This is a genomic window from Thalassobacterium sedimentorum, from assembly GCF_031127905.1.
Classification (GTDB): Bacteria; Verrucomicrobiota; Verrucomicrobiia; order Opitutales; family Coraliomargaritaceae; genus Thalassobacterium; species Thalassobacterium sedimentorum.
The window spans coordinates 1-12,265 of sequence record NZ_JARXIC010000002.1 but is presented as its reverse complement, the minus strand read 5'-3'; the positions used below and the strand labels follow the sequence as shown (position 1 = coordinate 12,265).

General features: G+C 53.4%; 9 protein-coding genes. 2 read left to right on the top strand and 7 right to left on the bottom strand.

Annotated features, from left to right (window positions below):
- The first annotated feature begins 3 nt into the window (after positions 1-3).
- Positions 4-594, top strand: a complete 591-nt coding sequence (gene plsY / locus QEH59_RS01080) for a glycerol-3-phosphate 1-O-acyltransferase PlsY (protein ID WP_308983510.1) — start codon at positions 4-6, stop codon at positions 592-594.
- An 11-nt stretch (positions 595-605) separates the two neighbouring features.
- Here plsY and QEH59_RS01075 read toward each other — a convergent pair whose 3' ends face one another.
- The gene (locus QEH59_RS01075) at positions 606-1,475 is read right to left on the bottom strand and encodes a helix-turn-helix domain-containing protein (RefSeq protein WP_308983509.1); all 870 of its coding nucleotides are present in this window, start codon (positions 1,473-1,475) and stop codon (positions 606-608) included.
- Positions 1,476-1,546: 71 nt separating this feature from the next.
- Here QEH59_RS01075 and QEH59_RS01070 point away from each other — a divergent pair, with 71 nt between their 5' ends.
- Complete coding sequence (locus tag QEH59_RS01070) at positions 1,547-2,701, top strand: Gfo/Idh/MocA family protein (protein ID WP_308983508.1); 1,155 nt, start codon at positions 1,547-1,549, stop codon at positions 2,699-2,701.
- Here QEH59_RS01070 and QEH59_RS01065 read toward each other — a convergent pair.
- The 6 genes from QEH59_RS01065 to QEH59_RS01040 form a co-directional block, all read right to left on the bottom strand.
- A complete protein-coding gene (locus tag QEH59_RS01065) occupies positions 2,680-4,101 on the bottom strand; it encodes an OFA family MFS transporter (RefSeq protein ID WP_308983507.1) in 1,422 nt (473 codons plus the stop codon). The genes QEH59_RS01070 and QEH59_RS01065 overlap by 22 nt on opposite strands.
- A 37-nt stretch (positions 4,102-4,138) precedes the next feature.
- Complete coding sequence (gene pflA, locus QEH59_RS01060; protein ID WP_308983506.1) at positions 4,139-4,963, bottom strand: pyruvate formate-lyase-activating protein; 825 nt, start codon at positions 4,961-4,963, stop codon at positions 4,139-4,141.
- Between the two features lie 84 nt (positions 4,964-5,047).
- On the bottom strand, positions 5,048-7,318 hold the full coding sequence (pflB, locus tag QEH59_RS01055) for a formate C-acetyltransferase (protein ID WP_308983505.1): 2,271 nt from the start codon (positions 7,316-7,318) through the stop codon (positions 5,048-5,050).
- A 362-nt stretch (positions 7,319-7,680) separates the two neighbouring features.
- Positions 7,681-9,516: a translational GTPase TypA gene (gene typA / locus QEH59_RS01050; RefSeq protein ID WP_308983504.1), complete on the bottom strand. Its 1,836-nt coding sequence runs from the start codon at positions 9,514-9,516 to the stop codon at positions 7,681-7,683.
- Between the two features lie 356 nt (positions 9,517-9,872).
- Positions 9,873-10,328 (bottom strand): LEA/WHy family protein, encoded by a 456-nt coding sequence (locus tag QEH59_RS01045; RefSeq protein ID WP_308983503.1) that lies wholly within the window; start codon positions 10,326-10,328, stop codon positions 9,873-9,875.
- Between the two features lie 137 nt (positions 10,329-10,465).
- The gene (locus QEH59_RS01040; RefSeq protein WP_308983502.1) at positions 10,466-12,082 is read right to left on the bottom strand and encodes an aspartate:alanine exchanger family transporter; all 1,617 of its coding nucleotides are present in this window, start codon (positions 12,080-12,082) and stop codon (positions 10,466-10,468) included.
- Between the last annotated feature and the right edge of the window lie 183 nt (positions 12,083-12,265).

Sequence of the window (12,265 nt, the reverse complement as noted above, 5' to 3'; positions counted from 1 at the left end):
ATTATGTCAGTCGTTTCTATTCTCCTTGTTATCTTAGTCGGCTATTTTCTCGGCGCGATAAGTTTTGCAGTCATCGTGGCGCGTAGCCAAGGTATTGATATTTTTAAAGCTGGCAGCGGCAATCCAGGTGCGACCAACGTAAAGCGCACCTTAGGGGCCAAATGGGGCAATACTGTTTTCGCACTTGATGCGCTCAAAGGTTTCTTGGCCGCCGGTTGGCCTCTTCTGGCCTATGGCGGGGATAATCGCCTGGCTGTAATAGGCTTAATTGCAGCGATCCTTGGACATAGTTTTTCTATTTTTCTCAAATTTCGTGGGGGAAAAGGGGTGGCGACCACTATCGGTGGTCTGCTGGCTTTAATGTGGGCAGTGCTCTTGATTGGCTTAGTGATTTGGCTAATCGTCTTTTATACCTCCAAGATGGTGGCGCTGGCTTCGATGCTTTTTGCTGTGAGTTTACCGATTGCCGCCTATTTTATACACGGCTCTGAGGATCCTCGATTTTATCTGGGGATCGTTCTCGCAGTGCTTATTGTCGTTCGTCACCGTTCAAATATTGTTCGTATGCTTTCGGGGAAAGAGAATAAGTTTTAGTTTCAATTGTATTATTCGGGCTTGAAGAATTCACGTGGCGTGCGTCCGGTATGCGCCTTAAAAGCACGGGAGAGTGCTGAGGGGGCGCTGTAGCCGCAAATCTCGGCCGCCTTGGATAAGCTTAAGCCATCTCGCCCGACTAGCTGGATGATGCGGGAAATACGATATTTTTTTAAAAATGCGCCCAGGGGCATGCCAGTGCGTTGTTGAAACATGCGTCGTAAGTGTCTTTCGGAGCAGTCGGATGTTGCGGCTAATTGTGCTATACTGAGGCTGAGGGCTGGATTCGCTTTTAGATGTTTTGAGATTCGATTTAGCAGGGCATGCGAGCTATTGCTCGCGATTTGAGTGGCAGTTGTGCCGCGACGACTCCACTGAGGACGTAGGGATTCTAGTAATTCGGTGGTCTGGGCGATAAATTGATTACTCTGGAGTGTGTTGTATTTGCGTTGGACTGCCCAACTTGCCAGTGTTGCCAGCCTGTCTACGTGGGATGCACTTAGCGTGATCACTGGGTTTTGTTCACTCTGAAATGCCAGTGGAGTCTCTGTTTCAAAGGTCATAAAGAGCCACGCGCTTAGGGGCTGCTCTATGGCAGTAAAGAAGTGAAGTTCATAGGGACTGATCAAAATCGCTGAAAATTGATTCACTTGATAGGGAATCATATTTAAATGTGCTACGCCTGGCACACCAAAATTGCTGACCAGTATGTGACGACTGTGGAGCCAGCGTATGGCCCCATGTTGGGTCGCTTCCAAGAAATGGGGACGATAAAACAAGAGTACGTTATCAACGTGTAGTGGGTCGGCTGTTCGCACACCTTCAAAGTAGTTAGAGGGTTCGGGCAGCGCTTCAAATGCGTCCAATTGAAATTGATTCATGTCCGCAAATGTTAAGTGTGGGGATTATAATGTCACTTGTGAACTTTTTTTGAAAGTGCTAAAATAGTGAGATGCTAGAAAACAAATCAATCATTCGCGTCGGTGTCATCGGTCTAGGTAATCGTATTTTTGAGATCCTCAGGTTATTGCTCGAGGAAACCGATCATGTGTGCATTCATGCTGTTTCGGATCCGGATGTGGTTAATGTCACACGTGCACGGGAACAATTGTCTGCAGATATTCAGGTGTTTGAAGACTATCGGAGTATGTTGGCGGATCCAGAGATTGATTGGGTGGTGATTGGCTCTTGGAATTGTTTTCATGCGGAGCACATCATTGCCGCATTGGATGCTGGAAAGCATGTTTTTAGTGAGAAACCGCTGGCGACCACGCTTGAAGATTGCCGCGAGATCGAAGCGGCTGTTCGTAAAAGTGACTGTATGTTCAGTTTCGGGTTAGTACTACGCTATTCTCTTTTTTATCAGCGTTTGCGTGCGATTATTGAGGAAATGCCATTGGGGAAGATTCTATCTTTTGAGTTTAATGAGACTCTCCACCCTAATCATGGTGGTTACATTATGGGCAACTGGCGCCGTCTTAGGGAGAATGCAGGAACTCATCTTTTGGAAAAGTGCTGCCATGATTTTGACTTAGCTAATTGGATGATGGACAGCGTCCCAGTCCGAGTGGCTAGTTTTGGAGGCAATGATATTTTTAGGCCAGAAAATGCTGCTCTGAGTGAAAAGCTTGGTAAGAATTCGCAGGGTAAGCTTGGTTACATGACCTGGGCCGACCACAATTTATTGAATCCGTTTACAGCAGAAAAATCTGTAGTCGATAACCAAGTCGTTATCATGGAATATGCCAATGGTGCACGCGCAAGCTTTCATACTAATATGCACTCAACATTACCCGAGCGGCGCTTTTATATTATGGGAACGGAAGGTTCTGTACGTGGTGATGTGTTGACGGGTACTATCGAATGGGCGCGTATTGCGCATGAGCCCGATGTGGTGCGTGAGCAAATCGACGGCCATGGCATGCATGGGGGCGGGGATATTGTTCTTGTGCGCTCTTTGATTGATTCGATGTTAAATGGCACATTGCCTCATGCAGGGATTGATGAGGCGCTTAAGTCAGCTATCGCTTGTATGAGTGTGGATCAGGCCTTAGACAGTGGCGAGACCGTGGATTGCGCCCATCTTTATGGTGACCTGCTTAAATGACCAGCGGTGGGGATGTGTGGTTGCTTCAGCTCTGGTATTTTCAGTTTCATTAAGAGTGATATTATGAGTGCGCCAACAAGTGCCGCGCCGAATACATAAAGGCTGGTTTGATAGCTTTGCGTGGCTTCGTAGACGCGTGCGTTGACCATCGGGCCGACCAGGCCCGCGCAGGACCATGCGGTGAGGATCATGCCGAGTAGCGTGGGCATGGCTCGTATGCCGAAAAGGTCGCTGATGTAGGTCGGTATGGTTGCAAAGCCACCTCCATAGCAGGAGAGGATGATGAAGGTGATGCCCATGAAGAGAATCGGGAAATGGGTGAGCTTGGCCAAGAGCGGAAAGGCGGCGATTTGTAGCAGGAAAAACGCAACAAAGGTATTGGGGCGCCCGATGTAGTCTGAAAGTGCGGCCCAGCCGATGCGGCCTAGGCCATTGAATAGGGAGATGCCCATCACGAGTAAGCTGGCTTCCGAGTCGGATAAATGGACCATTTCATAGCCCATCTTTTTGGCAGTTGATATGAGTGCAATGCCGCAGGATGCATTGATGAATAACATGCTCCAGAGCCCGTAAAATGCGGGGCGTTTCAATGCCTGTGTCACTGTTAATTCCTCGCCTTGCGACTTGGTCTGGGGGGACGTTTCTTTGCTGGGCAGTGTCTGCAAGTCATCGCGCGTAGGTGGGGTGATATAGAGTGCGCTGGGCACCATGATCACGAGATAGATGCCGGCTAAGTAGCTAAAGGCCCGTACGATGGATGCTTTCTGGTAGAGGAGCGTTTTTTGAGGCGCGAGCTCTGGCTCAGGAGTCGCTGCGAGGGCTGCGGCGTACGGGCTTGTCGCGGTGGCTGTTACGGCATCCGTGGCCTGTTGTTGATACTCGTAGGCACTGATACCCTGTGGCAGGGAGATCTCGGCTTGGACTGGTACGAATTGATCGATCAATTTGGCGCAAACCAGTCCACCAAAGCCGAAGCCCATAATGGCGAGCCCGGTGGCCAAGCCGCGGCGATCGGGGAACCATTTGACCAGTGTGGCGATGGGGGAGATATAGCCTAAGCCGAGCCCGATGCCGCTGACAGCTCCGAAGCTTAAATAGAACAAGGGCAGGCTCTCGACTTGGCAGGCCAGTGCAGAGCCTAGCAGGCCGCCCGAAAAGAAGGCTGCGCTGAGCAGGCCGCCGAAGCGGGCCCCCTTGCGCTGGATGAAGCTTCCGAGGAAGGCGGCCGAGAGGCCTAGGAAGAAGATCGCCAGACTGAAGGCCAGTGAGGTGTTACTCGAGGACCAACCAAAGGTGTTTTCCAGAGGCATTTTCCATACGCTGTAGGCATAAATGGAGCCGATCGAAAGGTTGATGCTGCAGGCGGACGCTGCAATGAGCCAACGATTTTTTGTTTTCATGAGATATTCGCATCGACCCCTGCGCAATGGCGCTGCTCTAGATCGCAACGACTCCATGCCGCGCAAATATCGCGCGTGCGCTGTCGACTGCTTCCGGAGTAGGCGTCGGTGTGTTTGCTAGTTTATAGGGCAGCCCAGAGAGTTTGTATTTCTCTTCGCCCATTTTGTGGAAGGGGAGGATTTCGACCCGTTCGACGTTGCCGAGTTGGCTGACGAATTGGGCCAGCCCATCGATGTTTTTCTCGTTGTCGGTGAGGCCGGGCACCAGCACGAAGCGAATCCAGACTTTGTTGCCGCGGGCATCCAGACGTTGTGCAAATTTGAGAGTTTGGTCTACACAGACTCCGGTCACGACTTTGTGAGTCATTGGACTGAAGCTTTTGATGTCGAGTAGCACTAGGTCGGTCTTGTCGAGCAGTGCATCGCTGGCTTTGTGGCCGACAAAACCTGAGGTGTCTAAGGTGGTGTGAATGCCGGCTTCTTTGGCGAGGGTAAACATGGCTTCGACGAAGTCGGGCTGCATCAAAGGCTCCCCGCCTGATAGTGTAAGCCCCCCCTTGCGGATGAAGGATTTGTACTTCAGCACATCGGCAAAGGCCTCCTCCGCGGTGTGAGTCTCGCCGGCTGGTTTGCCTTGGCTATCCGGATTGTGGCAATATTGGCAGCGCAGCGGGCAACCATGCAAGAAGAGCACATAGCGCAGACCGGGACCGTCGACTGTCCCGCAGGTCTCGACGGAGTGAATGTAGCCCTCGGTTGTGGGCGAAGCAGCCAGTGTGGCAGGACGTTCAAAGGCGCAAGTGGTCGCGCTGGTGACAGTGCTGGTGGCAGTGCTGGTGGTAGGTTTTAAGGTAGTGGTCATTTTTTCAGAGGTCAGAGACCAGAGATCAGAAGCCAGGATGCGTTTCATTCGCGGTCTCCTGACTTCTGTCTCCTGTCTTCTGATTTATATACTATCGTGGAAGGTTCTAGTGATGACGTCCATCTGCTGCTCTTTGGTCAGCTTGATGAAGTTTACGGCGTAGCCTGAGACGCGGACGGTGAGTTGTGGGTATTTTTCCGGATGCTCCATCGCATCGAGCAAAGTCTCCTTTTCGAAGACGTTGACATTGATGTGGTGCCCAGCCGCTTCGAAGTAGCCATCCAGAATGTTCCCTAGGTTGGCCACTTGTTCGGGTGCTGTTTTGCCCAGTGCCTTAGGCACGATGGAGAAGGTGTAGGAGATGCCGTCCTGCGAGTGTTCGTAGGGGAGCTTGGCCACCGAAGCCATCGAGGCGACTGCGCCCTTGCGATCACGACCGTGCATGGGGTTGGCCCCCGGTGCGAAAGGCTCGCCGGCCTTGCGGCCGTCGGGAGTGCTGCCTGTCTTGGTGCCGTAAACCACGTTGGAGGTGATAGTGAGCACCGATTGGGTGGGCACGGAATTGCGGTAAGTGGGCTGTTGCCGCACTTTATCCATGAAGCGCTCGACCAGATCGTTGGCAAAGGCATCCACACGATCGTCGTTGTTGCCGAAGGCCGGATACTCTCCGATCACTTTGTAGTCCACGGCGAGGCCTTCTTGATTGCGGATGACTTTGACCTTGGCGTGCTTCACTGCAGAGAGTGAATCGGCTGCGACTGAGAGGCCGGCAATGCCGCAGGCCATGGTGCGCAGGATCACGGGGTCGTGAAGGGCCATCATGATGTTTTCTGCTGAGTATTTATCATGCATGTAGTGGATGATATTCAGCGCTTTGACATAGGTGGCGGCCAGCCAGTCCATGGTCTTGTCGAAGCGTGCCATCAGGTCGTCAAACTCTAGATAGTCGCCGGTGAAAGGATCACTCTCGGGGGCGATTTGCTGACCACTTTTCTCGTCTTTGCCGCCATTGATGGCGTAGAGCATCGCTTTGGCCAGATTGGCACGAGCGCCGAAGAACTGCATTTGCTTGCCGATTCGCATCGCGGAGACACAGCAAGCGATGCCGTAGTCGTCGCCCCAGTACTGGCGCATCAGATCGTCGTTTTCATACTGAATCGAGCTGGTCTCGATCGATACCTTGGCGCAGAAATCCTTGAAGCCCTGTGGTAAATTTTGCGACCACAGCACGGTGAGATTTGGCTCGGGGGCGGGCCCGAGGTTGTAGAGGGTTTGTAGCACGCGGAAGCTGGACTTGGTCACCAGCGTGCGGCCGTCTTCGCCCATGCCGCCGATGCTTTCGGTCACCCATGTGGGGTCGCCGGAGAAGAGCTCGTCGTAGTCGGTGGTGCGAATGAAGCGCACGATCCGCATCTTCATAACCAAGTGGTCGATGATCTCTTGAGCCTGCTCCTCGTTTAAAGTACCTTCAGCGAAGTCGCGTTCGAAGTAGATGTCGAAGAAGGTGGCTGTGCGGCCAAAGGACATTGCGGCACCGTTTTGGTCCTTCACCGCCCCGAGGTAGCCGAAGTAGGTCCATTGCACGGCTTGTTGCCCGTTTTGGGCGGGCAGGGAAATGTCGATGCCATAGGCGGCTGCCATGGTCTTGAGATCTTTGAGCGCTTTGATCTGATCCTGAGTCTCTTCACGTTCGCGTACCCAGTCTTCGCTGAAGCTTTCGTTTTGGGTGTCTTTGAGCAGGCGTAGCTTATCGGCAATTAAGCGGTCTACGCCATAGAGCGCGACGCGGCGATAGTCGCCGATGATCCGTCCGCGGCCATAGCCATCGGGGAGACCGGTAACGATGCCGGCGGAGCGTGCCTTACGGATGTCGTCGGTGTAGCAGGCGAACACTCCGTCGTTGTGTGTTTTGCGGTGCTTGGCAAAAATGTCCGCAGTCTCGGGGTCCATTTCGCGGCCGTGTGCCTGCAGCGCTTTCTGGGCGATCCGCACACCGCCATAAGGCAGCATGGCACGTTTGAGCGGCTTGTCGGTCTGCACGCCCACGATGGTTTCCAGGTCCTGGTTGATATAGCCGGCGCCATGGGAGGCGACCGTGCCGACTATCTTTGTGTCGGCATCCAATACACCACCTGCGGCGCGCTCCTCTTCGAGTAGCAGCTTGAGCTCGTTCCAAAGTTGCGTGGTTTTTGCGGTCGGCTCTTTCAGAAACGAATAGTCGCCCTGGTAGGGCGTATAGTTCTGCTGAATGAAGTCGCGAACGTCGATCTGGTCTTGCCAGACTCCGTTACGAAAATTGCGCCATGCGGACGCTGCGTTATCCTCTGTGTGGGCGGGGGATGTTGTAGTTTGCATATCTGTATTAGATTAAAGAAGTGTGAGCTAATTTTATTAGTATCTGTGATTAGTAAAATTTATACAGAAGGAGTATGTAAACAGGTTGTCTAATCGAGTATAAAGTGTGCTAATCCTTTTTTAATAAGCCTATCTTATGGTTCCGGTTAGTGATGTCGGGGAGAATGGAGCGCGAGAGATTGTAACGAAGCGTTACGCCAACGCCACGGGCAGTCATCTCAAAATCGCTTTGGAGCCTGTTTGATCCTTGAAAGAGTCGTCAGAAGACAGATGTCAGAGGCCCAGTCTGAATATCAATAAGTCACAAAAAAACGCTCACGGTTTCCCGTGAGCGTTTGGTCTAAATAATATGCCCTATGGGCTTAAGACTTGGCTGCTTTGGCGGCTTTGCGGCGCTTGTTTTCGTCGAGCTCGCGTTTGCGCATGCGTAGGAAGTTCGGCGTCGCTTCGACCAGTTCGTCGGGCGCGATGTATTCGATCGCGCGCTCGAGGGAGAACTTAACGGGAGGCGCGAGCTGGATGCCCTTGTCGGAGCCGCTGGCACGCATGTTGTCGAGTTGCTTCGCTTTGGCAGGGTTGACGGGCATGTCTTCGACACGTGGATTCTCGCCGACGATCATGCCGCCGTAGACTTCCTCGCCGGGACCGACGAAGAGTTTGCCGCGGTTTTGAATCATATCCAGCGCGTAGGGCATGCTCTTGCCTTGTTCCATGCTCACTAGTGTGCCCGTGAGGCGTGTCACGATTTCACCACAGTGCGGGCGATATTCCAGGAAGGAGTGGCTCATCACGCCATGGCCGGAGGTCATGGTGACGAGGTCACTTTCGAAACCGATCAGGCCGCGCGTTGGCACTTCGGCCTCCACGGTGACACCGGAATTGTGGTGCTCCATATTGGTGACCTTGCCCTTGCGCTTTGCGAGGTTTTCCATGACGCCACCAAGCTGTTCTTCCGGCACTTCCACCCAGACCTGTTCAAAAGGCTCGCAGCGTTTGCCGTCGATTTCCTTATACAGCACAGTGGGGCGAGATACGAGCAGCTCGAAACCTTCGCGGCGCATGGTTTCCACCAAGACGGCGATCTGCATGGAGCCGCGGGCATTGACCAGGAAGCGTGTGCCATCGTCGGTATCTTCGATGCTGATGGAGATGTTGGATTGAGTCTCGCGGATGAGGCGTTCGCGGATCTGGCGGGAGGTGACCTTCTTGCCATCTTTGCCAGCGAGGGGGCCGTTGTTGACGGAGAACTCCATTTGCACGGTGGCAGGATCGATCTCGACGAAAGGCATTGCCTCGGCGTCTTGTTGCGCAGCGAGTGTGTCGCCAATGTCGACATCGTCGAAGCCGGCCAGGCCGACAATGTCTCCAGCCACCGCGTCGGTGACGTCGTCGGTGTTACCCGCGCCGGAGAAGCTCTTCATCTTGGTCACTTTAACGCGTTCGCGTTTGCCGCTTTTACGTAGAGCGAAAATAGTTTGGCCTACTTTGACGTTACCGGAGAGTACACGGCCGATCGCCATGCGACCGACGTAGTCGTCCCAGTCAATGTTGGACACCAGCATGCGGAAATCACCTTCTTCGATGGTGGGGGCTGGGATGCGCTCTACAATGGTCTCGAAGAGATCGAGCATGTTTTCGCGTGGGCCATCGACTTCGCGGTCGGCGAAGCCCATCTTAGCCGAAGCATACAGGAAGGGGGCGTTGAATTGATCTTCGTCCGCATCCAGGTCGAGGAAGAGTTCGAGCACTTTGTCATGCACCCAGTCCGGGCGTGAGGACTCGCGATCGACTTTGTTGATCACACAAATGGTCTTCAGGCCTTGGTCGAGAGCTTTGCGCAGCACCCAGCGAGTTTGCGCTTGGGGGCCGCCAACGGCATCGGTCAGTAGCAATACGCCGTCGACCATTTTCATCACACGCTCCACCTCGGCACCGAAATCGGCGTGACCTGGGGTGTCGACGATGTTAATCGTGTACACCTCTCCGTCCTTGGGATTGGTCCATTTTACAGCGAGATTCTTCGCTTTAATGGTAATGCCTTTTTCACGCTCCAAGTCCATGGAGTCCATCGCGCGCTCTTGCACTTGTTGGTTTTCACGGTAGGTTCCGCTTTGTTGCAGTAGGCAGTCCACCAATGTGGTCTTGCCGTGGTCAACGTGGGCGATGATGGCGATGTTTCGGATGTTTTTTGCGTTCATTTACTTAAGGATGTCTTTGTCGTAATCCGTCTCTCAATCCCTCTCTGATGTATCCCAGAGGTGGGACTACTTGAAGAGTTGGATTACGATTAAGATCACCTAGAAAGAGAAAACCCGCCGAGAAATTTACGGCGGGGTGGTAGTTGAAGGGCGGCATAGATGTCAGCCCGAGGCACGAAGTCAATGGAAATAGACGAGGGGAGTGTGGCGACTGCGCCAGTGGGCGCTGTCTCGCATAATTCATTTCCCGCTGTAGCTTGTCGTGTCTTTTACGATTCCACTGGGGCTTGGTGAGCCCATTTGTGGGGCGATCGCGCTTATTTGAGCTTGTCGTTTACGATGGCTCTGGATTGGTGCTAGCGCAAAGGAAGCACTCCGGTTTCCGTTACGGTCGTCGCCGGCATCCATTTAGAAGTGGTGCCGAGTTTTGCGCGTAGTTCATAGGGGAGTTCCTTACTGGTCACTTCCATGAGTCGAGCTGCGAGTCGGACACTGTTGACTAGGCTTGCTGCTGAGCTGACAGAAATCACGGTATCGCTATAGCCCTCGATTGCTGGAATGTTGTTGGCGGTGCCGTTGATCACATCGATGCCGTCGAGGCTCAATTCGTAATAGAGACCTTTGAGGTGAATGGTTTGAGCATTGGGGTTCACAATGCGCAATTGCAGGGTGAACTGTAGCGCCGCGGTATCTGTGTCGCTCTTGGTAATGCCGACCACATCCACCTTCGGAGGCTCATAGTCGGAGGAGACGCTGGCGCAGCCAGTAAAGAGTAATAAGAATGGTAGCAAAAAGAGCGGTAAAGATTTCATGTGTGTATAGAAGTGTTCTCACTCTTCTTCGCGAGCTTATTGCAACGATCGTCTATGTGTGAAGTTGCCTTCCTTGCGATGGGAAACGAGGCGACGAAAAATAACTCGATTACGTTCAAACTTTTCGCGAAGTGGTATTAGGTCAAGAGGCCGATCAGCACTTTAGCGATCAGGATCATCACGATCAGGGCCACCGGATAGGCGGACACGTAGCTGACCACTGGCACTTGCGAGTCGGTCTTGGCAGTGATGGCTCCCAGCGCAGGGGTGGAAGTCATGCCGCCGCAGATGCCGCCGAGTGCTTGCAAGGCATCGAGTTTGAAGAGCTTACGTGCCAGCGGCCAAGCGACCATGAGCGGCACAATGCTGACTGCGATACCCAGGGCGAAGAGCATGGGCCCATATTCTTGCACGGTAGCGGCCAAGGAGCCACCGCCACGCACGCCGGCATTGGCGAGGAAAAATACCAGTCCCAGCTCTTGCAGCAACAGGCGGGTGGGGCGGGGAATGTGACCGACGATGCGGCCAACACGGCCGAAGTGTCCCAGTAATAAGGCGACAAAGAGCGGGCCGCCAGCGAGCCCCAATGTGATGGGGGTGCTACCGGGTAGGCCGATCGGGATCAAGCCGACGATGATGCCCAGTGTCAGACCCGCTGAGAGTGAGAGCAGGTCGGTGGTGTCGATGGCGTTACTGCGGTGGCCGACTGCTTTGGCAAAGGCTTTTAAATCATCGGTGCGACCAACTGAAGTCAGCTGATCGTTAAGTTCAATGACAGTTGAAGAGTTAGGCACGAAGGTGAGCCCGAGGCGAGTGATCCGTGTGATCACGATGCCATAGTTTTTGAGTGGGGCGATGGCCCGTAGGTTTTTGCCCGCCATTTTGCGCTCGGTGACAAGTAGTTGCTGACGCTCATTTTCCACGTCTTTTAAGACATTGCGATGGCTGCGATGGCCGATGTAATCGATGGCTATTGCGATTTCTTTACTCCGTCCCACGAGTAGGAGCAGGAGTCCTTCACTAAAAGCATCGTCGTAGCTTAAAGGTACCAACTGTCCGTCCTTATAGATCCGTGAAACTTGGCAAGCGTTGAGATTAGCCACGCCAGAATCGGCGATCTGCTTGCCAATTAAGTTTTGATTGGTGCATTCGACGAGCACGTTCTCCACACGGTCTTCTGCGGCGTCGCCGGCATCGTGTTCAGCAGCAATCTTATCTAAGTCGTGCTTTAAGATGCGGGGGAGCACCTGCACAAACAGTACCACGCCGATTACACCGAAAGGATAGGCGATACCATAGCCAATACTGACTCCCGAGGCGGCTTCTTTCAGGCCCTCAGTGGCGGCGGCCAGCGCCGGTGTACTGGTGAGCGCACCGGCAAAGATACCCGCGGCCAAATCGGCCGGCAGATCCAACAGCTTGGCGCCTGCCCAGGTGACAAGTCCGCCCAGAGCGACGATGACGAGTGCGAGCTTAGCTAAAGTGGCCCCCTCACGTGCCACCGAAGCAAAGAAGCGGCCCCCTGCGCCGATGCCCACGCAGTAGACAAACAGCACCAGCCCCAGCGTGCCAATGCCACCAGGAATGCTATAGCCTAAGTGCCCCGCCAGTAATGCGGAAAACAACACGCCCGAACTTCCGAGGTTGATCCCTTTGATGGTGATGTTACCAAAGAGTAGGCCCACCGCGATGACCGCGAAGAGCGTGACCAGTGGTTGGTCGAGTAAGAGCTGGTTGAGTGCCTCTAAATTCATATTACTTATACTTATGCTATTTTGATTTCAAATAAGCAAGAGTAATGTTATGGGCAATGTTAAATAGTCGCAATGGAAAATTATACCTATTCTCATAATTAATGCGCATGTAGTGGTCTCAAGTAGCGTTTACTGAAGCGCGAATCCACCCATTACCAAATAGGCGTATGACACGGCCCGGGT

Coding starts and splice junctions, on each gene's coding strand:
- pflA (WP_308983506.1), bottom strand. CDS start 4,963: ATGACCACTACCTTAAAACCTACCACCAGCACTGCCACCAGCACTGTC.
- QEH59_RS01045 (WP_308983503.1), bottom strand. CDS start 10,328: ATGAAATCTTTACCGCTCTTTTTGCTACCATTCTTATTACTCTTTACT.
- typA (WP_308983504.1), bottom strand. CDS start 9,516: ATGAACGCAAAAAACATCCGAAACATCGCCATCATCGCCCACGTTGAC.
- QEH59_RS01040 (WP_308983502.1), bottom strand. CDS start 12,082: ATGAATTTAGAGGCACTCAACCAGCTCTTACTCGACCAACCACTGGTC.
- QEH59_RS01075 (WP_308983509.1), bottom strand. CDS start 1,475: ATGAATCAATTTCAATTGGACGCATTTGAAGCGCTGCCCGAACCCTCT.
- QEH59_RS01065 (WP_308983507.1), bottom strand. CDS start 4,101: ATGAAAACAAAAAATCGTTGGCTCATTGCAGCGTCCGCCTGCAGCATC.
- plsY (WP_308983510.1), top strand. CDS start 4: ATGTCAGTCGTTTCTATTCTCCTTGTTATCTTAGTCGGCTATTTTCTC.
- QEH59_RS01070 (WP_308983508.1), top strand. CDS start 1,547: ATGCTAGAAAACAAATCAATCATTCGCGTCGGTGTCATCGGTCTAGGT.
- pflB (WP_308983505.1), bottom strand. CDS start 7,318: ATGCAAACTACAACATCCCCCGCCCACACAGAGGATAACGCAGCGTCC.